At 33.5% G+C, this 24,101-nt stretch carries 19 protein-coding genes; 17 read left to right on the top strand and 2 right to left on the bottom strand.

Annotated elements, in window-relative coordinates; all coding sequences use genetic code 11:
* The first annotated feature begins 75 nt into the window (after positions 1-75).
* The 5 genes from ACY2U7_RS00095 (at position 76) to ACY2U7_RS00075 (ending at position 10,111) form a co-directional block, all read left to right on the top strand.
* On the top strand, positions 76-5,010 hold the full coding sequence (locus ACY2U7_RS00095; RefSeq protein ID WP_461815622.1) for a beta-N-acetylglucosaminidase domain-containing protein: 4,935 nt from the start codon (positions 76-78) through the stop codon (positions 5,008-5,010).
* Positions 5,011-5,171: 161 nt separating this feature from the next.
* Complete coding sequence (gene queA, locus ACY2U7_RS00090; protein WP_461815621.1) at positions 5,172-6,197, top strand: tRNA preQ1(34) S-adenosylmethionine ribosyltransferase-isomerase QueA; 1,026 nt, start codon at positions 5,172-5,174, stop codon at positions 6,195-6,197.
* A 129-nt stretch (positions 6,198-6,326) separates the two neighbouring features.
* On the top strand, positions 6,327-7,256 hold the full coding sequence (locus ACY2U7_RS00085) for a leucine-rich repeat domain-containing protein (RefSeq protein ID WP_461812194.1): 930 nt from the start codon (positions 6,327-6,329) through the stop codon (positions 7,254-7,256).
* Between the two features lie 15 nt (positions 7,257-7,271).
* On the top strand, positions 7,272-8,618 hold the full coding sequence (locus ACY2U7_RS00080; protein ID WP_461812193.1) for a vWA domain-containing protein: 1,347 nt from the start codon (positions 7,272-7,274) through the stop codon (positions 8,616-8,618).
* On the top strand, positions 8,609-10,111 hold the full coding sequence (locus ACY2U7_RS00075; RefSeq protein WP_461812192.1) for an ATP-binding protein: 1,503 nt from the start codon (positions 8,609-8,611) through the stop codon (positions 10,109-10,111). The genes ACY2U7_RS00080 and ACY2U7_RS00075 overlap by 10 nt, the downstream gene beginning before the upstream one ends.
* 30 nt (positions 10,112-10,141) lie before the next feature.
* Here the strand turns inward: ACY2U7_RS00075 and ACY2U7_RS00070 are convergent, their stop codons facing one another.
* On the bottom strand, positions 10,142-11,281 hold the full coding sequence (locus ACY2U7_RS00070; RefSeq protein ID WP_461812191.1) for a DUF4317 domain-containing protein: 1,140 nt from the start codon (positions 11,279-11,281) through the stop codon (positions 10,142-10,144).
* Between the two features lie 140 nt (positions 11,282-11,421).
* On the opposite strand from ACY2U7_RS00070, the gene ACY2U7_RS00065 reads away from it, so the two are divergent.
* From ACY2U7_RS00065 to ACY2U7_RS00055, 3 genes are read left to right on the top strand one after another with little or no spacing between them, the layout of a single operon-like run.
* Positions 11,422-12,018: a hypothetical protein gene (locus ACY2U7_RS00065; protein WP_461815620.1), complete on the top strand. Its 597-nt coding sequence runs from the start codon at positions 11,422-11,424 to the stop codon at positions 12,016-12,018.
* Between the two features lie 2 nt (positions 12,019-12,020).
* Entirely contained in the window at positions 12,021-13,004 is a 984-nt protein-coding gene (sppA, locus tag ACY2U7_RS00060; protein WP_461812189.1) for a signal peptide peptidase SppA, read from the top strand.
* A complete protein-coding gene (locus ACY2U7_RS00055; RefSeq protein ID WP_461815619.1) occupies positions 12,985-13,467 on the top strand; it encodes an RDD family protein in 483 nt (160 codons plus the stop codon). The genes sppA and ACY2U7_RS00055 overlap by 20 nt, the downstream gene beginning before the upstream one ends.
* A gap of 97 nt (positions 13,468-13,564) precedes the next feature.
* Here the strand turns inward: ACY2U7_RS00055 and ACY2U7_RS00050 are convergent, their stop codons facing one another.
* Positions 13,565-13,765 (bottom strand): cold-shock protein, encoded by a 201-nt coding sequence (locus ACY2U7_RS00050; RefSeq protein ID WP_461812187.1) that lies wholly within the window; start codon positions 13,763-13,765, stop codon positions 13,565-13,567.
* Positions 13,766-13,921: 156 nt separating this feature from the next.
* Here ACY2U7_RS00050 and cysK point away from each other — a divergent pair, with 156 nt between their 5' ends.
* The 9 genes from cysK to ACY2U7_RS00005 form a co-directional block, all read left to right on the top strand.
* On the top strand, positions 13,922-14,857 hold the full coding sequence (cysK, locus tag ACY2U7_RS00045; protein WP_461812186.1) for a cysteine synthase A: 936 nt from the start codon (positions 13,922-13,924) through the stop codon (positions 14,855-14,857).
* 108 nt (positions 14,858-14,965) lie between these two features.
* Positions 14,966-16,348, top strand: coding sequence for an NCS2 family permease (locus tag ACY2U7_RS00040; RefSeq protein WP_461812185.1), 1,383 nt, complete (start codon positions 14,966-14,968; stop codon positions 16,346-16,348).
* Positions 16,349-16,433: 85 nt separating this feature from the next.
* Positions 16,434-17,342 (top strand): alpha/beta hydrolase, encoded by a 909-nt coding sequence (locus ACY2U7_RS00035; RefSeq protein WP_461812184.1) that lies wholly within the window; start codon positions 16,434-16,436, stop codon positions 17,340-17,342.
* 4 nt (positions 17,343-17,346) lie between these two features.
* A complete protein-coding gene (locus ACY2U7_RS00030) occupies positions 17,347-19,164 on the top strand; it encodes a DUF6320 domain-containing protein (RefSeq protein WP_461815618.1) in 1,818 nt (605 codons plus the stop codon).
* A gap of 251 nt (positions 19,165-19,415) precedes the next feature.
* Positions 19,416-19,880: an ABC transporter substrate-binding protein gene (locus tag ACY2U7_RS00025; RefSeq protein ID WP_461815617.1), complete on the top strand. Its 465-nt coding sequence runs from the start codon at positions 19,416-19,418 to the stop codon at positions 19,878-19,880.
* 311 nt (positions 19,881-20,191) lie between these two features.
* Entirely contained in the window at positions 20,192-20,419 is a 228-nt protein-coding gene (locus ACY2U7_RS00020) for a helix-turn-helix domain-containing protein (protein WP_461815616.1), read from the top strand.
* Positions 20,412-21,980, top strand: coding sequence for a type I restriction-modification system subunit M (locus ACY2U7_RS00015; RefSeq protein WP_461815615.1), 1,569 nt, complete (start codon positions 20,412-20,414; stop codon positions 21,978-21,980). The genes ACY2U7_RS00020 and ACY2U7_RS00015 overlap by 8 nt, the downstream gene beginning before the upstream one ends.
* Positions 21,977-22,990 (top strand): virulence RhuM family protein, encoded by a 1,014-nt coding sequence (locus ACY2U7_RS00010; RefSeq protein ID WP_461815614.1) that lies wholly within the window; start codon positions 21,977-21,979, stop codon positions 22,988-22,990. Before ACY2U7_RS00015 ends, ACY2U7_RS00010 begins: the two co-directional genes overlap by 4 nt.
* Positions 22,983-24,101: restriction endonuclease subunit S (locus ACY2U7_RS00005; protein WP_461815613.1), on the top strand; the 1,119-nt coding region annotated here is incomplete at its 3' end. The genes ACY2U7_RS00010 and ACY2U7_RS00005, both read left to right, overlap by 8 nt.

The raw sequence follows: 24,101 nt of genomic DNA, 5'->3' as shown, positions 1-24,101 counted from the left end.
AAGTCTAAACAACAGATCACATCAGCTTCTGCTATCAACTTGTCGGCAAATTCGGCATATTTGTCATAACGCACGATATCTTTAGCACCAAAAGATGATCCTTATCATAAAAATTTATGGCGTGATCCATATCCAGAGAAAGAAATTGCAGAAATTCAAAAGATGGTGCAAGTAGGAAATGAGTCTAAATGCCGTTTTGTATGGACTGCGCATCCGTTTATGGGTGGATTTAATGCAAACAAGGCAGATGAGGAAATTCAGGCATTATTAAATAAATTTGAACAATTATATAAAGCAGGAGTTCGTCAGTTTGGTGTACTTGGTGATGATGTTGGACAGTTAAATAAAGATATTGTTGTGAAAATGATGAAAGCTGTATCAGATTGGGCAAAGAAAAAAGGTGATGTATATGATACAGTATTCTGTCCTGCAGGATATAATCATTCATGGCAAGGAAATTATTCTGAGTTAAATAAGTATGATAAGGAATTTCCAGAAGACATTAAAATTTTCTGGACTGGTGAAGCTGTATGTCAGCCAGTGGAACAGAAAACATTAGATCACTTTAGAAAACATGCACTTCCAGCAGGAGTGCAGGCAAGAAGAAGTCCTTTATTCTGGTTAAACTGGCCAGTAAATGATATTAATGGTGAACGTTTAATGATGGGAAAAGGAAGTCTTTTACGCACAGAGGTGAATCCAGCGGATTTAGCAGGTGTTGTAACAAACCCTATGCAAGAAGCAGAAGCTTCTAAAGTAGCAATCTTTGCTGTAGCAGACTATGCATGGAATGTAAAAGGATTTAAAGCAGATCAAAGTTGGAAAGATTCTTTTAAATATGTAGATGCACAGGCTCCAGAAGCATTACATACATTAGCGAAACATATGTCAAATCCACAACCAAATGGACATGGACTTGTATTAGCTGAATCAGAAGAATTACAACCATTAATTAATAAAATTAATGATCAGTTAAATGCAGGAAAATTAAATACAACAGATGCAAATCAAATGGTTGCAGAAATGCAGACAATTATTAATGCATGTAAAGATTTCCATGCACAAAGTAAAAATGCAAATTTAAAGAAAGAATTAAAAACATTTACAGATTCATTATCTGATTTAGCAACAGCTATTCAACAATATGTAAAAGCACAGATGGCAGTAGATGCAAAAGATATGTTTACTGCATTTAATCATTACAACAATGGATATAGTGCTTTCTTAAATAGTAAAAAACATGAACGTAAATTAGTTGACGGTAGTGTGAAAATGGTTAGTCCAGGATCTACACATTTAATTCCATTGGCTAAAAAATTACAGGACAAATTATCAGGTCCAATTAATGAATATGCAACAGGTGGAATTGGTTCAAACCAAGTGAAAATGATAGCATCATCTAATATTAATGGATGGCATCAAGGAACAATTGAAAATATTATTGATGGCAACGATAAGACACATGCATGGTCGAATCAATATGAAGCAAAAGGCCAGTATTATCAAGTGGAATTTAGTAAACCAGTAACTGTTTATGGTATTCATATTATTAATGGTGCAAATCAAAATGATAAGCGTCAAGAAACATTTGGTAATGCACAATTGAAATATCAAACAAAAGATTCAAAAGATTGGAAACCAGTAAATCAAGATATATATAAAGATTATCCAGAGTTTGTTGATGTAAGCCAGATTGAATTGGAAAATGTTGTTGCAGTTCGTTATGAATGTACAGAAAAAGGTGGTCAAAATAAATGGACTGCAATGCGAGAATTCAAAGTGTCAACAACACCAGAAAATGCTGAAAACTTTACAAAAACAGTTATTCGTACAAGTGAAAAAGATGGATGGTCTGTATATGGAAATACACCAGAAAATAAAGTTGTAGATGGGTTATTAGAGACGAGTGTTCATTATAATGTGAGACAGCGTTCAACACCACAAGATACTACAATACCAGGAGATTATCTTGGGGTAGAATTGTCTAAACCGATTGTATTGGGGAAAGTCAATATCGCACAAGGTCGAAATGATTCAGATACAGATTATTTTACAGATGCAGATTTAGAATATTCATTAAATGGAAAAGATTGGAATATTATTCAAAACTTTAAAAATACAAGAAAAATTTCTATTGATGTTTCGGATAAAAACATTACTGCGAAATATGTTCGTTTAGTAAATAAAATTACGCAGAAAAACTGGATTGCTTTCCGTGAATTTGATGTTGATGCGAAAATTTTCCATAACGGAAGAGTGTTTACAAATGTAGATAAATACAAAAAACATACAGCAGATTATTTAGCAGATACAGCAGAAATTACTCCAATTAAAGATGTAACATTAAATAAAAATGAATACATTGGATTGAAATTGGACAGAATTCATGAATTAGCAGAACTTACAAGTGAATTATCAAATGATAAGTTGACAGTTCAGGTATCAAAAAATAATGTAGAATGGAAAGATGTAAAATTAAGTAAAACAACAAAACTTACGGATGATGCACGTTACATTCGCATTATGAATAAAACAGAAAATGCAATTAAATTTGATGTGAACAAATTTGCTGTGAAAACAGTAGAAATTTATGCAAAATCAGTAAAAGAAACAAATTATAGAGCAATTGAAAATCCATTAAATGTATTTGATGGGGATATTACTACAGCAACACATTATCAGGAAAGTCAACATGCAGGTAAATTCTTTGTGTATGATTTAGGACAAGAAATTGACTTAAATTCATTTAAAGTAGTATGCCGTGATAGCGAACATGATTTCCCTCGCCATGCAAAATTCTCTGTATCAACAGATGGAAAAAAATGGGAAGATATTATGACATTGGGAAATCAAGATAAGGATAATGAAGGAGAAGCAGCAGGCTCAGATCATATCAATACAGTTTTACCAACACATGAAATTTCTTACAATGTAAAAAAAGAAACAAACATTAATAAGAAAGCAAGATTCTTAAAGTTTGAAATTACAAGAAATAAATCTGGTGCTGATAAATGGGTACGTTTCAATGAACTTGAAATCAATGATGGTAAATTTATGCCATCAGAAAACAACCCAACATACAAATCAGATGCAGAAGAAACAAGAAATGGTTTATTTAGAAATATGTCTGATGGCGACATTGCTACAATGTTTGTGCCAAATAAAGATAATGGATATGTACAGTATGCACTTTCTGATAACACAGATGTAAATACAATTAAAATTTTACAGAATGCAGCAGCAATCTCTAATGCAACAGTAAAAGCACGTGTTTGGGAAAACAAAGCAGATAAATGGGTGACAGTTGGTAAATTAAGCCAGTCATATAATGAATTTGTTCTTCCAAATAATACAGTTTTACTTGATGTAAAAGTAGAATGGAATAAAACAACACCAAATATTACTGAATTATTAACATATAAATCAGAATATAAAGCAGCAGAAAAAAATGCATTAAAAGCATTAATTGACAGTAAAGAAGATACAACAAAATGGACAACTTCTTCAGCAAAAGTATACGAAGATGCATATAAAGCTGGTCAGGAAGTAATGAATAGCGAAAATGTTTCGCAACAATCTGTAAATAATGCAGTCTCTACAATCAAGAAAGCGATTGCAGAAAAACAATTAAAAGGTGATATTGCAGTATTACAAGAAATTGTGAAAAATGCATACAAAGATGCAGATACATACACAGCAAAAACATGGGCTGTATATCAAAAAGCAATCGACGCTTGTAAAACAGCAATTGAAAACAAAGATAATACATCAGTAAAAGATGTAGAGACTTTGAAAAAAGCAGTAGAAGATGCAAAAGCTGGATTAGTATACAATCCTACAAATCGTGAAATGGCTTCTATTGCAATGGAAGCAGAAAAAGCATTTATCGCTTCTATTAAAGATCCGAAAAATGTATATACACAAAATTCATGGAGTGCATATGTTAGTGCAAAAGATGCTGTACAAAGTTTATTAGATGAAAACAAAACAACACCAATTCATCCAGATAAATTTGAAGTAGCATTAAATAAATTAACAGCTGCAAAAGAAGCGTTAGTAGCATTAGGAAAATTACCTACTTTAATTGCAGAATTTGACGGGATCAAAGATTCATCTATTTATACAAAAGAAACTTTTGATGCATATAAAAAAGCTGTAGATGCTGCACGTCCGTTACTTGTAAACGGAACAGCAAAATCTATTGCAGATGCAATGAAAAATATTGAAGATGCGAAAGCAAACTTAAAACTTGTGGACGGAGCAACTTTATCAAATGTGAAAGCTTTATTGAAAGAAATGAAAGAATTAAAAGCAGAAGACTATACAGAAAAATCATTTAAGAATATGAAATCAGTAATTGATGAAGTAAATGGCAAAGATTTATCTGCTTTAACTCAGGAAGAATTACAAGTTTGCCTTAACAAGTTAAATGGTGCTAAACAGAATTTAGTATCTGTAAAAGCATTAAAAGAAGCAATCGCTTCAGCAAATAATTATGTAGCAGATAAATATACTGCAAATAGTTACAAAGTATTAACGAATGCAGTTGCATCTGGAAAAGAATTATTTGTAGCAGGTACAACAGAAGAAGTAAGCAAAGCAACAGATACAATCTATAAAGCAATGAAAACTTTAGTTGTAAGAGCAAATGCTGATGAAGTGAGAAAATATGTTCAATCTATCGTAGAAAAAGATTTGAGCAAATATACAACTGAAAGTGCAAAAGCCTACAAAGATGCGTTAGCAGTATTGAAAGATATGTTAAATGATTTGGATAATGTTTCTGCTACAGCATTCGCACAGGCAAAAGCAAACTTTGAAAAAGCAGAAGCAAGCCTTGTGGACAAAGGTGCAGTAACACCAACAAAACCAAGCAATAAACCAAATCATCACAAGAAACCAGTAAAAACTGGAGATACAGCAAACAGTGTATTACCAATTTTAGCTATGATTGCAAGTATAGCAGTTGTAGGAGGAGTTCTTGTATTCAGAAGAAAAAGAACAAAATAATACACTATAAGTGGAGAAAAGAGATTTCTAAATGAAATCTCTTTTCTTTTTAATGAAAAATTTTGTAGAAAATGCTATAATCATACCATACGGTGAAAAATAAGAAAAATCTAGCCCCACTTCTATTGTGGGTAGAAAGATATAGAGGAAGGATACAAAGAATGAAAAGAGAAGATTTTTATTTTGAATTACCAGAGGAATTGATTGCGCAAGATCCTTTAGAGGATCGTTCTGGTTCAAGACTGTTAGTGTTAGATAAAGAAACTGGGAAAACAGAACACCATATTTTTAAAGAAATTGTTGATTATTTAGAAGAAGGTGATTGTATTGTTATTAATGATACAAAGGTGCTTCCTGCAAGATTAATTGGTTCTAAAGTGGGAACAGATGCGAAAATTGAAGTATTATTATTAAAAAGAAGAGAAAATGATGTTTGGGAAACTTTGGTCAAACCAGGAAAGAAAGCGAAAATAGGAACAAAAATTCGTTTTGGAGAAGGTTTATTAGAAGGAGAAGTTATAGATATTGTTGAGGAAGGGAATCGATTAATTCAATTTCGTTATGAAGGAATCTTCGAGGAAGTTTTAGATCAGTTAGGTCAGATGCCTCTTCCTCCATATATTACACATCAATTAGAAGATAAGAATCGCTATCAGACAGTATATGCAAGACATACTGGTTCAGCAGCAGCTCCAACGGCTGGACTTCATTTTACAGAGGAATTATTAGAAGAGATCGAAAAGAAGAATGTGAAAATTGCTAGAGTAACATTGCATGTAGGACTTGGAACATTTCGTCCAGTAAAAGTAGATAATATTTTAGAGCATCATATGCATTCTGAATTTTATCAAATTGATGAAGAAGCGGCACAGAAAATCAATGAAACAAAAGAACAGGGACATCGAGTAATATGTGTTGGTACAACAAGTTGTAGAACAGTTGAATCGGCAGCAGATGAAAATGGGCGATTGCAGGCGACAAGTGGTTGGACAGAAATATTTATTTATCCAGGGTATAAATTCAAAGTATTAGATTGTTTGATTACCAATTTCCATTTGCCAGAATCAACACTCATTATGCTTGTATCAGCCTTAGCGGGAAGAGAACATGTTTTGGCTGCATATGAGGAAGCGGTAAAGGAAAAATATCGTTTCTTTAGTTTTGGGGATGCAATGTTTATTAAATAGGGTGGTATAATCCACTCTATTTTTGTATTTAATAAAAAACTTGCTAAAGTATGAGGTTTATGTAAAAATGAGGGTGCAAAGGAGTTAGGCAAAACAAACATTTGATGACTTTCAGTGAAAGGAAGTAAAATGACAAATCGATTTGAAGAATATGAGATAGAGAAAAAGAATGATACGGTGACAATATGCCGATGTTATGTTTGTGGTGGTACAATTGAGATTCCTAAAGAAATTAATGGTTATCCAGTGACAGAGATAGGAAATTATGCATTTTCGGCTTTTGGTCCAGCAGGTGAAGACGATACTTCAATGTGTGGGGAAAAATTACAAGAGATTATTTTGCCAAAGACGATTAAAAGAATTGGAAAATACGCATTTTATGGATGTAGTCAATTACAAGAAATTTCTTTTTATAGTAATATTTCTGATATAGGAGCAGGTGCGTTTACAGGTTGTCATCGAGTAAATAAATTAAATGTTACATTAGTAAAAGGTGAAAAATCGTGTCTTCGTGAATTGCTTTTGGAACTAAGAGAAAAGCAACTTGTTGTACTGCAAGGTGAACAAGGAGAGGCAAGGCTTGTATTTCCAGAATTTTTTGAAGAAGCTGTGGAAAACACGCCTGCAAGAATTTTGGAAACACATACGCATGGAAGTGGAATGTGGTATCGGAATTGTTTTATTGAAACACAACTACAATTTGATTTGTATGATAAACGTTTTCCGTGGGCAAAGGAAGATGAAGAACTAGATACTGTGTTAGAAATGACTTTTAATAGATTATTATATCCGATTGCGTTAAGCCAAGAAGCAGAAATAAAATATAAGGAATTTTTGACGGAACATTTTGAAGAAGCATGTAAGTGGACAATATCAAGAACAGAGTTTGATGAAATACAATATTTAGTGAAAGAGATTGTAACTGAGAAGAACATGTTGCAACAGATGATATATGTTTCGGGAGAGCAACAAAAGGAAGAAATTTTTAGTTATTTAATGAACGAAAAGCATGAGCGATATCCTGAAAATAAAGTAAAAGAAGACAAATTTATATTATAAAGGCAGGTGAAGAAAATGGCGAGAGAGTGGAATGTATTACAGAAAGAACAACAAAAGGAATTGGAAAAAATAGATATTTGTATGGACATATGGGAACAAGCAAAACAGGAATTATATGTTTCTATGCGTTTCTTTCACGTAGTACTTAGTAGACTTGGATTTGAGCCACAGTATTCTTCAGATGCAATAGGAACAAATGGAGAAAGTGTATATTTTTCTCCAGAAACTCTTATTAGTCTATTTCGACAAAATAGAATAGAAGTCAATCGGATGTATCTTCATATGGTGTTACATTGTTTGTTTTTACATTTTGTTGTGCCAACAACAGTGAATGAACGTTATTGGAATCTTGCAAGTGATATTGTAGTAGAGAAAATGATAGATTCTCTTCAGGTAAGAAGTGTGAAACGATATGTTTCTCCATATCGAAAGAATTTGTATCAGACGATTGAGGAAGAAAAAGGTATTTTAACCCCTAAAAATATATGCGAATTTTTACAACAGAAGGATATGAAAGAAGAGGACTTGCGAAGAATGGAAGTAGAATTTTATCGAGACAACCATTCTATGTGGTCTGAGCATATGTCCCCTAAAAGTGTTCAGGAGAGAAATAAACATTGGAAAGAAGACAGTGAAAAAATGCAGACAGAGATAGAAACTTTTGGGAAAGAGCAGTCCGATGAAATAAAAGAAGTACTTGAGCAGATCCAGATTGAAAACCGACAAAAATATGATTATAGAAAATTTTTGAAAAAATTTTCTGTTTTAAAGGAAGAAACACAAGTAGACATGGATTCCTTTGACTATGTATTTTATCATTATGGTATAGAATTATATGGAAATATGCCGTTGATTGAACCACAGGAAACGAAAGAAGTTTATAAAGTGGAAGATTTTGTCATTGCCATAGATACTTCTATGTCTTGTAAAGGAGAGTTAGTAAAACAATTTTTGCGTGAAACATATAGTGTTCTTAGTGAATCGGAAAGTTTCTTTCGGAAAGTTTGTATACACATTATTCAATGTGATGATAAAATTCAATCAGATGTTGTTATTTCAAATGAAGAGGAACTTCGTTCGTATATGGATAATTTTGAAGTGAAAGGACAGGGAGGGACAGATTTTAGACCCGTGTTCGTTTATGTAAATGAATTAATTAAGAAGAGAGCATTTCATCATTTGAGAGGATTGATTTATTTTACAGATGGATATGGAACATTTCCAGTAAAAAGACCTCTGTATGAGACGGCATTTGTTTTTATGAAGGAAGATTATAAAGATGTGGATGTGCCGATTTGGGCAATGAAGTTGATTATAGAACCAGAAGATTTAAGTGGAAAGGTGGAAGCAGAATGGACATAAAAAGAGCAAAGCAAGAAATTAAAGATACAATTTCTGCATATTTATTAAAAGATGAATATGGAGAATATGTTATTCCATCATTAAGACAAAGACCAATATTTCTTATTGGTGCTCCGGGAATAGGAAAGACACAAATTATGGAACAGGTTGCAAAAGAGTGTGGAATTGGTATTATATCGTATACAATTACACACCACACGAGGCAAAGTGCGATTGGATTACCGTTTATTTCTAAGCATATTTATGGAGAAAAGGAATATTCGGTTACAGAATATACTATGAGTGAAATTGTAGCATCAGTATATGATAAAATAGAGAAAACAGGATTAAAAGAAGGTATATTATTTGTAGATGAAATTAATTGCGTTTCTGAAACTTTAGCGCCAGCCATGTTGCAATTTTTGCAATATAAGTGTTTTGGAAATCATCAGATTCCAGAAGGATGGATCATTGTAACAGCGGGGAATCCACCTGAATATAACAAATCAGTAAGAGAATTTGATGTGGTTACAATGGATAGGGTAAAGAAAATAGAAGTACAACCCGATTTTTCTGTTTGGAAAGAATACGCATATAAATCTAATATTCATGGTGCAATTATTTCGTATTTAGTGGCGAAACCATCTTATTTCTATCAAATGGAAATGACGGTAGATGGAATGCTTTTTTCTACACCTAGAGGTTGGGAAGATTTATCGAATATACTTTATGTATATGAAAAGCAAGGAAAAGAGTTAGATTGGGAAGTAGTGATTCAGTATATCCAGTATCCTAAAATTGCAAAAGATTTTGCCAATTATTTAGAACTTTATCATAAATATCATACAGATTATCGTATGGATGAAGTGCTAGAAGGTAAGTTTGATGAGCGTGTGAAAAAGAAATTAAACCATGCATCATTTGACGAACGTTTAAGTATAGTCAGTCTTTTGTTAGCAAAACTAACAGAACAATTTCGCCAAATCTATAAAAAAGAAAGAGAAGTGGAATCTCTTTTTAAATGTTTAAAAACATATAAAAGTAATTTGGAATTTGGGAAAGATGCAATATCTTGTTTAGAAGAAGTAAGAGAACAAATGATTGAAACACTAGAATATAAGAAAAAAGCGGAACTATTAAGTCGAGAAGAAAAATATTCATTTTCGCGTACGATTCAAACAGTAGAATCTTACTTGATGCTGTTAAAGAGAGAAAATCTTTACGAAAAAGAAGCAGGATTCGAAAAAATACGTTCTCTTTTTGCAAAAGAGAAGGAAAGTTATGTAGATTCGGAAAAAAATGTTGGAAAAATGTTAGAAAATGCATTCGATTTCATGGAAATTATGTTTGGAACAAGCCAAGAAATGGTGGCTTTTGTGACTGAATTAAATGCTAATTTTTATAGTGTATGGTTTTTACAGGAATATTCTTGCGAAAGATATTATCAATACAATAAAAATGTTTTGTTTGAGGAAAGAGAACAAACTCTATTAAAGCGAATTGATAATTTATAAAAACAGAGAGGATTTCCTCTCTGTTTTATGCTATTCATCTGTTTTTAAAATTGTTCGTGCAGAGATACCATTGATTTCTACATGATCATCTACACCAATAACAAGACATTGTCTTCCGTCAATTACCTTTGTTTCTACAAGATCGGTACGGTCAGGGTTTACTTTAATAACAATATCTGGAGTTTTAATTTCAAAAGTTCTCGTATTGGTAATATTTGTCGCTAAAAGAGTGGATTTTTCACCTGCAACAGATTCGTATTGTACATCAAAATTTTCAAGTTTTTCCTGTTCAACACCGCTTTTGGCAAACAAATACTTAACTTCTTCCTTATCAAGTTCAACGGGTACAGGAGAGTCTTTTTGTTCTTCAATAAGTTCATTGAGATTTTCGTGAATTGTTTTTACAACGTTATAAGAACATTCATCACCAAGCGTTTCTGTAATTAGTGTATTGAAAGATTCTCTTTGTGTACCGGCTGTAAGAGGTAATGAACAGCCAAGAAGATGTTCCACAAGCTCCATATGTAATTCTTCTGGTTTTTTAGAGTAATAGAGCGTACTATGAATATCGGTGCTTCTGTCATTAAATGCTGGAAATAAAAATGCATGATTTGGCATTTCTACAATCCAATCTCTGATGCGATCATGGAAAGAATTTAAATCGGCATCATACGATAATCCGGGTTTTGAAAGTTTTACAGGACAGATACTACATACAATATAATCGTAAACTTCATCGGAAGCATCAAACATTTCTTCGTTATCAGAAGATTTTCCGGGAATATCGTAGGCGCTATGAATGAGGAGAATAAGATAATGTTCAGCATAATCATAGGATTCGATAATCCTGTCATAAAATGTGTTTAAAAGTATATCGTCAGTTAATCGACTTTCACGAAGTTTAAGAAGAAAATCGTGTGTATTCCCATTTAATTCAGTTTCAAGTGGGAACTCCATATTTATTAAATTTTTCCCAAGTGTTCCAGATAAACCTTTGCGAAAAATATCAAAATATTTGAACATCTCTTCTTCGGGTAAAGAGAGGAAAGCTTGTTTAAATGTAGATTGTTTTTCTTTTTCTCCGTTTACATAACAACCGCAAATGCGAGTGATAGCACAATTTGTAGGAGTAAATTGTTTTTTGATTTCTGCAATTTCTTTTTTATTCATATAGATATAACTCCTTTATATTTGTTTCAATTTCTTCGATTATTATAACGTAAATTGAACATAAAGTTAAGATTTTTTTCACAAATGGAAAGAAACAGTGTGGTATAATGTGACTTAAACTAAGCGAGGAGGAAATGCTTATGAAATGCAAACGATGTGGAAATGAAATGAAAATAAAACCAGTTGAAATTGGGAAAGATAAACAAGGAAATCCGATTTACAACACATATGCATTCTGCTATAACTGTAAGACGAAAGTAAATTTGGATAAACAAAGAGAACAAGGAGAAGAGAGTAAGAAGAGGAAAAGTTCCAATAAGAGTAGAGAAAAAAATGTTAAGAAAAAGAAAAAAAGAAATTCGATAAGTTTACCATTTAAATTTTCTAGAAAAAAGAAGAAATCAAAGGCAAAGGAGAAAAAAGGACACGGATTTTTAAAATTTATTTTCTTTCTTCTCGTTTTAGCGATTCTTGGAACAGCAGCGTATTACAATAGAGAAACGTTAAAAAAATGGGTAAAACAAGGAAATGAGAAGCTGAATGAAGAAAAGGGAAAAGACATTGAAAAAGAAAAACAGATAAACGACTTTGAAAATGAACAAATACAAGAAAAAGATGTTAAGGAGAAAGAAACAGAAGAAAAAAATCAACATGCAGGGCAAACAGAAGAAGAAAATGGAAATGCTGAGAATCCTATGCAGGAGGATGAAAATACGTTAGATAAAGGAGAGGAATAAAAATGAACAAAAAGCAGATTGTGGGAGCAATAGTGGCAACAGTATTATTTATTACTGTAGGTGTGACAAGTGTATTTACAAATACGATTGCAGATTCCTTTTTGAAGAGAAATTCTAGTGAAATTTTGTTAGGGGGAACAGAACTTCAACTTCCGAAAAGAGAGTATGTTGGAGTAGTGAGTGTTGTTGGAACAATACAACAACAGACGGAATCAGGAGGGATTTTTGAAGAGAATAAGGGATATAGGCATTTAGATACGCTAGAATATATTGATAGAATGAAGCATGATACAGCGAATAAAGGAATTCTTCTTCAAGTAGATTCTCCAGGAGGAGCAGTGTATGAATCTGAAGAATTATATTTGAAGTTGAAAGAATATCAACGAGAAACGAATCGTCCGGTATGGACATACATGAAGCATTATGCTGCTTCAGGAGGGTATTATATTTCAGCTTTATCCGATAAGATTTACGCTAATCCAAACACAACAACAGGTTCTATAGGGGTTATTATTTCAGGGTTTGATATGACAGGATTATATGAAAAACTTGGAATTCGTTCTTTTAGTATTACAAGTGGAAAAAATAAAGATATGAGTAAAATGAACGAAGAACAGATTGCCATTTATCAGAGTATAGTAGATGAATCCTATGATCGCTTTGTTGAAATCGTAGCAGATGGAAGAAAAATGAGTAAGGAAGAAGTAAAGAAACTTGCAGATGGAAGAATCTATTCAGCAAAACAGGCAAAAGCAAATGGACTAATTGATGAGATAGGTTTGTATGAAGAGATGCAAAGAGATATGAAAAAAGAAGTAGGAGACCAAGTTATTTTTTATGAACCAAGAACAGAATCTTCTATGTTGGCATCACTTTTTGGAAAATTAGAAAGGTTAAAAACGAAGTCAGAAGCAGAAGTATTAAAAGAAACAGAAATGGAATTGGGAAGCGGGGTGCCGATGTATTATGCAGAACAATTACGATAACCAGATAGTATTTGGAGGATTTTTTGCAAGGTTTGCAGCATATGTAATTGATAGTATCATAGTATGGGTAACATTATTGTGTATTCGCATACCACTATATTTTGTTTTTTTACATATAAATGGACATATTTTATTTCATTATACATTAAAAGATATTGTTTTATATTTATGTGGTGTTTCATATTTTGTTTTATGCACATATTATACGGGAACAACCATTGGAAAACGCGCTATGAATTTGCAAGTGATTAATGCAAATGGTGGAAAATTATCTTTATTTAATGTGATTTATCGAGAAAGTATTGGCAGGTTTTTGAGTGGGATTTGTATGGGACTTGGATATATTTTAGTTGGAATTGATCAAGAAAAAAGAGGAATACAAGATATACTTGGAGATACAAGAGTGGTTTATCGTGGAAGAAGAGAGAAGAACGTTTATCAGACAAAGAACCCGATACAATAATGTATCGGGTTTTCTAATCTCATTTCCAGTGATGCTTTTTAAATATGAAATCAAATATATTAAATCTTATAAATAAAAGGCACATTTCAAATGTTGATTAAAGTTTTACTACGTTAATAGCCTGAGGACCTTTAGCACCTTCTGTAATTTCGAATTCAACTGCTTGGCCTTCTTCTAAAGATTTGAATCCTTCCATGTTTAAACCAGAATAATGTACAAATACATCATTTCCTGCTTCGTCAGAAATGAATCCATATCCTTTTTGGTTGTTGAACCATTTTACTGTACCTTTGTTCATAGTGTTACCTCCATAAAAAAATAATAGATATTGTATCAAAAATGATACTTCATTAGATTAGCATAAATAGATATAAAAGTCAATGAAAACAAAGGTTGTTTCATAAAAAATATACAAAAAAAGAAAGTCTAACGAATGAAAGAAAGGAAATAAAAAATGAAAAAAGTTTACAAAAATATATTAGAATTGATAGGACACACTCCTCTATTAGAAATTACTACAATAGAAGAAGTAGAAAATTTACAAGCAAAGGTATATGTGAAATTAGAATCATTTAATCCAGGAGGTAGTGTTAAGGATCGTGTGGCATTGAAAATGATAGAAGATCTTGAGTCGCAGGGAAAATTAAAAGAAGAAGCTACTATTATTGAAGCTACAAGTGGAAATACAGGAATAGGTTTAGCGATGGTGGCTGCGGCAAAAGGATATAAAACTATTTTTACTATGCCAGAAACAATGAGTGAGGAACGAAGACGAATATTACAAAGTTACGGAGCGAAAATTGTTCTTACAGATGGGAAATTGGGGATGAAAGGAGCTATTCAAAAAGCAAAAGAGTTAGAGAAAGAAATTGATCATGCGATTATATTAGGTCAATTTACAAATCCTTCTAATCCTAAAGCTCACTATGAGACAACAGGACGAGAAATATGGGAGGATACGGAAGGAGTGGTTGATATATTTGTTGCAGGTGTAGGAACTGGTGGAACCATTACTGGTACAGGAAAATATTTGAAAGAGCAAAATCAAAATATAGAAATTGTAGCTGTTGAACCAGAAAAATCACCAGTATTGTCTGGAGGAAAAGCAGGACCACACAGTATACAAGGAATTGGAGCAGGGTTTGTTCCGGACATTTTGGATACAGAAATTTATGATAGAATTTATAAAATAGAAACGGAACAAGCATACAAAGGAGCAAGAATGCTCGCTAATAGAGAAGGCGTTTTAGTTGGCATCTCTTCTGGGGCAGCAGTATATGCTGCGATTGAGGAGGCAAAAAAGGACGAAAATGCAGGAAAAGTTATTGTTGTATTGCTTGCAGATACGGGAGAGCGATATTTGTCTACAGAATTGTTTAAGTCGATATAGACTCGTTCTTATTAATATTTATAAGAATATATCATATATAAAAGATTTACTTTACATACACTCTCTGATAAACTAGACAAGTATTACTTAAGGAGGAAACGAGAGGGTATGTTAGAAAAATTATTTAAATTGAAAGAAAATAACACAACTGTAAAGACAGAGATACTTGCTGGTATCACAACGTTTATGACCATGGCGTATATTTTAGCTGTAAATCCAAGTATCTTATCTGAAACAGGAATGGATCAAGGAGCAGTTTTCACAGCAACAGCATTAGCAGGATTTTTAGGAACAATGTTAATGGCACTTTTTGCTAATTATCCATTTGCATTAGCGCCAGGGATGGGATTAAATGCATATTTTGCATATACAGTAGTTATTGGTATGGGATATACATGGCAAATTGCATTGGCTGCAGTATTTGTGGAAGGACTTGTTTTTATCCTTTTATCTGTAACAAATGTGCGTGAAGCAATTTTTAATGCGATTCCGATGAATTTGAAGTCTGCTGTAAGTGTGGGGATTGGATTATTTATTGCATTTATTGGTTTACAAAATGCGAAAATTGTTATTGATGGTTCAACTTTAGTACAATTATTTTCTATTAAAGGATATAATGAAGTAAATAAAGTATCAGCGTCTATGAATGATGTAGGGATTACTGTTATTTTAGCAATTATAGGTATTATCGTCACAGCAATTTTGGTAGTGAAAAATGTAAAAGGAAATATTCTTTGGGGAATTTTGATTACATGGATTTTAGGAATGATTTGTCAAGTGTCAGGCATTTATGTTCCAAATGCAGAATTAGGAATGTACAGTTTATTACCAGATTTTAGTAATGGTATTAGTGTTCCTAGTTTAGCTCCTATTTTTGGAAAATTAAGTTTTTCTGGAATTAAAATTGGAGAATTTATTGTAATTGTTTTTGCGTTTTTATTTGTAGATATTTTTGATACCTTAGGAACATTGATCGGTGTTTCAACAAAAGCAAATATGCTTGACAAAGAAGGAAAACTTCCAAGAATTAAAGGAGCGTTAATGGCAGATGCAGTGGCAACTACAGCGGGTGCTGTGCTCGGTACTTCTACAGTAACTACTTTTGTAGAAAGTGCATCTGGTGTTTCAGAAGGGGGACGTACAGGTCTTACAGCAGTGACAACAGCAATATTATTTGGTGCGTCATTGTTACTGTCACCAATTTTCCTTGCGATTCCTTCGTTTGCAACAGCTCCAGCACTAGTAGTGGTAGGATTCTATATGTTGACAAACGTAGTAAATATTGATTTCACAGACTTTACAGAGGGACTTCCATGTTTTATTTGTATTGCAGCTATGCCGTTCTTCTATAGTATATCAGAAGGAATTTCAATGGGAGTTATTACATATGTGATCATTAATCTTATTGCAGGAAAAACAAAAGAAAAGAAGATGAGTGCTTTAATGCTAGTACTTGCTGTCTTATTTATAGGAAAATACTTCTTGCTATAAGTTATAAAGTGAAAAAAATGGGGCATTACAGTTGAACTGTAATGCCCTTTTCGTATATGATAAAAGAAATGATTTGGAGTGAAAAATGAAAAAAGCAGTAAGAAAAGTGATGAGAGGACTTTCGCGAGGAGGAATTAAAGTAAAATCAGCTAGACATATGGCAGATTTAAAAAAAATTGATCTGTTGAAAGTTTTTCATCAGACAGTTGATTATTATATTGAAAATGATGGATATAAAATACCTATACGTCTGTATCTTCCGAAAGAAGAGCAAAGAAAAAAAGGGGTATTATTATTTTTTCATGGGGGCGGTTGGGTTTCAGAAAGTATAGATAATTATGAAAGAATTTGTTTTAAGTTAGCAGAGGCTACAAAACAGATTGTTGTTTCTGTAGAGTACCGCCTTGCACCAGAAAACCCCTTCCCGATTGGATTTGAGGATTGTTATAGAGTAGCGAAAGCAATATTTGTAGAAAAACTTATTGCAGATATACCACCAGAAAAAATTACACTGATCGGGGATAGTGCTGGAGGAAACTTAGTTGCAGGGGTGTGTCAGAAAGCAAGAGATTTGGGAGAATTTTTCCCACAAAGACAAATTTTGATTTATCCTGCAGTGAATAGTGATTATTCAGAAAAATCGCCGTATGCATCAATTAAAGAAAATGGAACGGATTTTTTTCTAACAGCAAAAAAAATGCAAGATTATATTGAATTGTATAAGAGTAAAGAACAGGATAAGGAGAATCCGTATTTTGCTCCAATTAAAGCAAAAGATTTTTCTCGTTTACCCAAAACTTTAATACTTACTGCTGAGTTTGATCCGCTTAGAGATGAAGGAGAAGATTATGGTAAACGGATGAAAGAGGCAAAGGTAGAAGTGAGTATTTATTGTATACCAAAAGCAGTTCATGGTTTTTTTGCATTGGGGCTTAAACATTATCATGTGCAGGAAAGTTTAGAATATATTTGTGAATTTTTAGAGGAGTGTTAGTATCATGGAGAGAAAAAGAGCGCCGTGGAGGAAATTGGATAATGCAGCAAAAATATTTCCTGCAACAAGTGGCAGGAATGATACAAGAGTGTTTCGTTTTTATTGTGAGTTAAAAGAAGAGATAAAAAAGGATGTTTTGCAAAAAGCTTTGCATAAGACTGTAGAAAAATATCCAGTATTTCTTTCAGTTATGAGAAAGGGAGTATTTTGGCATTATTTAGAAAAAAGTCATCTAAATCCAATTGTTGAAGAAGAATGGAAAGAACCATGTAGTGATATCTATGTACGAGATAAAAAGAGTTTACTTTTCGAAGTGACTTATTATAAAAATAGAATTAATTTTGAAGTATACCATGCATTGACAGACGGGACAGGAGCTACATTATTTTTACGTGAACTGGTGAAAAATTATTTGTTGCTTTCACATAAAAATGAAGTAATAAAAGATATTCCACTTGGAAATGAATGTATTACAGTGCAAGATCAAGAAGTTGATGGGTTTGAAAAATACTATTCACCTAAAATAAAAAAGGAAAAAGAAAAGAAACAAAAAGCGTTTCAATTAAAAAAGAATAAACAAAATCGCTTTCAAATGGAAATTGTGGAAGCGACAGCATCTACAGAAGAAGTACTAAAAAAGGCAAAAGAATATGGTGTAACTATGACGGTTTTTTTAACTGCTGTAATGTTTTCTGCTATACATAAAGAAATGTCTAAAACAGAGGAAAAATATCCAGTGAAATTAATGATTCCTGTTAACCTTAGAAAATTGTTTCCGTCAGAATCGATGCTAAATTTCTTTGGTTGGATTGAACCATGTTATCAGTTTGGACAAGGAAAAGATAGTTTTGAAGACATACTTATATATGTAAAGAAGTTCTTTCAAAACGAGTTAAACACACAAAGAATGGCAGAACATATGAATGAGTGGATTGCGTTGGAAAAGAATCCTTTTCTCAGACTTACACCATTAGAATTAAAAAATGTGTGTATGCAGGCAGGCGCAAAGCTAGCGGAAAAAGAGTTGACAGCTGTATTTTCTAACATGAGTATCGTTTCAATGCCGAAAGAATATGAAAAGTATATTTATCGTTTTGGAGTATATACAAGTACAGGAAAATTAGAATTGTGTGCATGTTCTTTTGAAGATAAGTTGTCATTTGGATTTACTTCAAGAAGTGATGCCGAAAATGTAATTAGAAATTTTTTTGATATTCTTTTGGAATTAGGTATTAAAGTTAAAATTGAGAACCCAGCATACCCAGATAAAAAGGAACAAACGGAATTGTCGAAAAAACTTTTTCAGTATTTTTCATTTTTGTGTATTGTAGGGGTTACATTGACGTTTGGCATTAACAGTATAATTTCTACAGGAATGTATTGGGCATTATTTGTAACGGGGCTTATTTGTAGTACGTGGATTGTTTTTGTTGTAGGATTTAAGAAACGGCACAATTTATTGAAAAACGGTATGTGGGAAATGCTATTGATTACGCTTGGATGTGTTTTATGGGATGTGGCAACACATTGGAAAGGATGGTCTATAGGATATGTTTTTCCAATTGCTATTATGTGTATTATTGTATTTATGTTGACAACAATAAAAATACAAAGATTAAATGCGAAGGAATATATTGTTTATCTTCTAATGGCAGGGATATATGGTACAATGGTTCCATTTGTGATCTTATTAACCAATATAGTTGAAAATACAATTCCATCACTGATTTGTGTTATGTTTAGTTTTCTATTATTAGTGGCACTAGTTATTTTTAAAAAGGAAGAAGTAATGCAGGAAATGCATAAAAAGTTTCATATCTAAATATCTGACATATACTAGAAAAAAAGCAGAGAGATGCTTTTGAGACATATGTAAGTGATAAGATACATCTGCGTCTAGGAATGCAAATTGTGTCTGGTTGGAGAAAATATTCTTATTGTATACTATACTCTTACAACAAGGAGCATTCCACCTCAAACAACTCCTAGAAAAATTATTGTGATGTGTTAAAACACGTATTTTTCTCCCAAACATATATTGATAAGGTAAACAAATAAAATGGGGGAAATAAAATGAAAAAGAAAATGATTTCACTAATAATGGTATGTTCTATATGTATTATTACCATTTCGATGGCAGCATGTAAACAAGAAAAAGAACCAAAAGATGAATTACAAAAAGTACATTTAAATGAAGTGGCACATTCTATTTTTTATGCACCATTATATGTGGCGATTGAAAAGGGATATTTTGAGGAAGAAGGAATTGATCTTATTTTAAAAACAGGATTTGGGGCAGATAAGACAATGACTGCAGTGTTATCTGGTGATGCAGAAATTGGATTTATGGGCTCCGAATCTTCTATTTACACCTATAATGAGGGTGCAAAAGATTATGTTGTGAATTTTGCACAATTAACTCAAAGAGCAGGAAATTTTCTTGTTGCAAGAGAAAAAATGCCAGATTTTAAATGGCAAGATTTAAAAGGGAAAGAAATAATCGGTGGTAGAAAAGGTGTTGTACATATATTAATGTAAATTTAGAGAGTATTGTGATTTTATGTAACTGGGTGGATGAAATGAATAGTGTGAAGGATTTTCAGAACATTGAAATGAAATAGAAAAATATCAACGATATATCAACAGAGGAGCCGGATTATTTCGGCTCCTTTAAGTATGTGTCCGCAAACACATACCCCAATTGCCATTAAATATACTATGATAATGAAAAACATGCAATAGTTTAATGTAATTCTTTGTGTTGCATTTATTTCAACTTTATTATAATAATAGATTTTTTCATGTTTGCGTGATACAATGATTGGTGAAATGAAAAGGAGGGCGAAATAATGGCAGTAAGCTATAAAAAACTGTTTCATCTTCTTATTGATAAGGGAATGACCAATGCCGAACTTATGGAAAAGGGCGGTTTTAGTGCAAATATTATTACCAGATTAAAGCGAAACAACTATGTGGCATTAGACAGCATTGAAAAAATTTGTTATGCCCTCGATTGTGGCGTTGACGATATTCTTGAATTTATACCAGATGAAAAGGAGAAAGAAAACCATGATTGATACGAAAAAAGAGCAAGAGCGTGAGGAATTGCACCGAGCGATATGGGCAATCGCTGATGAACTCCGTGGTGCAGTAGACGGATGGGATTTTAAGAACTATGTCCTTGGTACAATGTTTTACCGATATATTTCTGAAAATCTTACAAACTATATCAATACCGGAGAGCAGGAAGCCGGAAATATAGATTTTGATTATACAAAAATGGCAGATGATGAAGCGGAGGAAGCTCGTAAGGGCTTAGTAGAAGAAAAAGGGTTTTTTATTTTGCCGTCTGAACTTTTTTGTAATGTGAATAAGACAGCAGATCAAGACGAAAATCTGAATGAAACATTAGAACGTGTATTTCATCATATTGAAAGTTCTGCTAAAGGTTCATCTTCTGAGAGCAGTTTCGAAGGATTATTTGATGATTTTGATGTAAATAGCAATAAACTGGGTTCTACCGTAGCAAAACGAAATGAACGCCTTGCAAAACTTTTGCATGGTGTAGCCGATATGAATCTTGGGGATGTGAAGGAGCATGATATTGACGCTTTTGGAGATGCCTACGAATATTTGATGACCATGTATGCATCAAGTGCAGGTAAATCCGGCGGTGAATTTTTCACACCTGCCGATGTTTCTGAATTGCTGACTAGACTTGGAACGGTTGGTAAAACGGAAATCAATAAAGTATATGACCCTGCCTGTGGTTCTGGTTCGTTACTTTTGAAAGCAGAAAAGTTACTTGGCAGAGATGCCGTTCGTAATGGTTTTTATGGACAGGAAATCAATATCACAACTTACAACTTGTGCCGTATCAATATGTTCCTGCATGATATTGGCTTTGATAAATTCGATATAGCGTGTGAGGACACTTTGACCGCACCACAGCATTGGGATGATGAACCATTTGAACTAATCGTATCGAATCCTCCATATTCGATTAAATGGGCTGGAAATGATAATCCTTTGTTAATTAACGACCCTCGCTTTGCTCCTGCTGGTGTGCTTGCACCGAAGTCAAAGGCTGACCTTGCCTTTATTATGCACTCTCTTTCTTGGCTTGCAACAGGCGGTACAGCAGCGATTGTATGTTTTCCCGGCATTATGTATCGTGGCGGAGCAGAACAGAAAATCAGAAAGTATTTGATTGATAATAACTTTGTAGACTGTATTATCCAGTTGCCAAGTAACCTGTTCTTCGGCACTTCCATTGCAACCTGTATTATGGTTTTGAAAAAGGGAAAAGCCGACAATAAAACCCTGTTTATTGACGCTTCCAGTGAATGTATTAAGGTTACGAACAACAACAAATTAACTCCAGCGAACATAGACAGAATTGTTGAAATTTTTGCAAATCGCACCGAGGAAAAGCACTTCTCCCATCTTGCAAACTATGAGGAAATCGAAATAAATAGTTATAACCTTTCTGTTTCAACTTATGTGGAGGCGGAGGACACCAGAGAAAAAATCGACATTGTAAAGCTCAACGCTGAGATTGAAGAAATTGTAGCTCGTGAGCAGGTTCTCCGTGATGAAATTGCGAAGATTATCGCAGAAATCGAGGTGGGCGTATGAGCAGTGAATTTCAGTTCTTAATGTACCAGTCTGCCGATGAAGATGTTTCAGTAAATGCTGTAATTCGTGACGAAACGATTTGGCTGACACAAAAATCTATGGCAGAATTATTTGATGTAGATGTGCCTGCCATTTCCAAGCACCTATCTAATATATATGCTGACGGAGAACTGGTGAAAGATTCAACTATTTCCAAAATGGAAATAGTTCAACAGGAGGGCACTCGCCATGTAAAAAGAGAACAGAATTTTTATAATCTGGATGCGATTATTTCCGTTGGTTATCGTGTCAATTCCCGTAGGGCAACACAGTTCAGAATATGGGCAACAAGCGTGCTGAAAGAGTATATGCTCAAAGGTTTTGCGATGGACGATGAACGCTTAAAGCAGGGAAAAACGGCATTTGGCAAAGACTACTTCCGTGAATTGCTGGAAAGAGTTCGTTCTATCCGTGCAAGCGAACGCCGTATCTGGCAACAGATTACAGATATTTTTGCGGAATGTAGTATCGATTATGACAAAAATGCACAGGTTACCCATGACTTTTATGCAATGGTACAGAATAAATTTCACTACGCCATTGTAGGACAGACTGCGGCAGAAATTGTTTATACTAAAGCAGACAGAACCAAAGAAAATATGGGACTTACCACCTGGAAAAATGCACCGGATGGTCGTATTTTGAAATCAGATGTAGTGGTTGCAAAAAATTATCTGGAAGAAAAACAGATTCGACAGTTGGAACGAGCTGTGACAGGATATTTTGATTATATTGAAGATCTGATAGAGAGAGAAAACACTTTTACCATGGAGGAATTTGCCGCCAGTGTGAACGAGTTTTTGGCATTCCGCAGGTATGACATTTTGCGTGATAAAGGAAAAATCTCCGGTAAAATGGCGAAAGAAAAAGCTACTGCTGAATATGCAGAATTTAATAAGACACAAAAAATTACTTCTGACTTTGACAAGGCGGTCAAGCAGATGTTAGAGGCAGGTGAGCAGTATGAGTAAATTAGACGAATTAGTAGAAGCATTGTGTCCTGATGGCGTGGAGTTCAAAGCACTTGAAAAAGTGTTGACTATAAAAAATGGGCGTGATTATAAGAAATTTGGTGAAGGTGATATTCCAGTATATGGTTCTGGTGGAATTATGACTTATATTGATACGGCGGTGTTTAATAAGCCCTCTGTGTTAATTCCAAGAAAAGGTTCATTGGATAAGTTATATTATGTTGACGTTCCGTTCTGGAATGTAGATACGATATTTTACACAGATATAAACACTTCTATTGTCGAGCCTAAGTATGTTTTTTATTGTCTGGAGGGAAAACACTTAGAACGACTCAACAAAGCTGGTGGTGTACCAAGTTTAACGCAGGCAGTTCTAAACAAGGTAGTCATTCCTGTACCACCTCTTGAGGTGCAGCATGAAATTGTCCGTATTCTGGACAATTTCACAGAGCTTACAGCAGAGCTTACAGCAGAGCTTACAGCGAGAAAGAAACAGTATGAATTTTATCGTGATAAACTGTTGACCTTCGGAGATGTACGAGGGGGGGCGACAAGTGATGTTGTGTGGAGGATTCTCAAAGAAATTGCTGATATTGGAACAGGAAGTAGCAATACCAATGAAGCATTGGAAGATGGGCTGTACCCATTCTATGTGCGTTCTCAGGAACCATTAAGAAAAAACGAATATGAGTTTGATGAAACTGCTATTATTACAGCAGGAGATGGTGTTGGTGTAGGTAAAGTATATCATTTTGTTGAAGGAAAATATGCCTTGCACCAACGAGCGTATCGAATTCATATCAACACTCCAGAAGTGTTGCCAAAATACTTTTTTCACTATATGAAGGCTATGTTTTTACCTTATATCCAAAAAACGATGTTTCAAGGTTCGGTATCTTCTATTAGACGACCTATGCTTAATGATTTTCCCGTTCCAGTTCCATCATTAAAGGTGCAAGAACGTCTGGTTCATGTACTGGACAATTTTGAAGCCATTTGTTCTGACCTTAAAATAGGTCTGCCTGCTGAAATTGAGGCAAGGCAAAAGCAATATGAGTTTTATCGTGACGCTCTATTGACTTATGCTGCAACTGGCAAGACAATCTTGATA

Origin of the sequence: Faecalimonas sp., from assembly GCA_029264305.1 — a bacterium.
Taxonomy (GTDB): Bacteria; Bacillota; Clostridia; order Lachnospirales; family Lachnospiraceae; genus Faecalimonas.
Note: the sequence above shows the minus strand (reverse complement) of the source record. Positions and strands in the feature narration are given on the sequence as shown.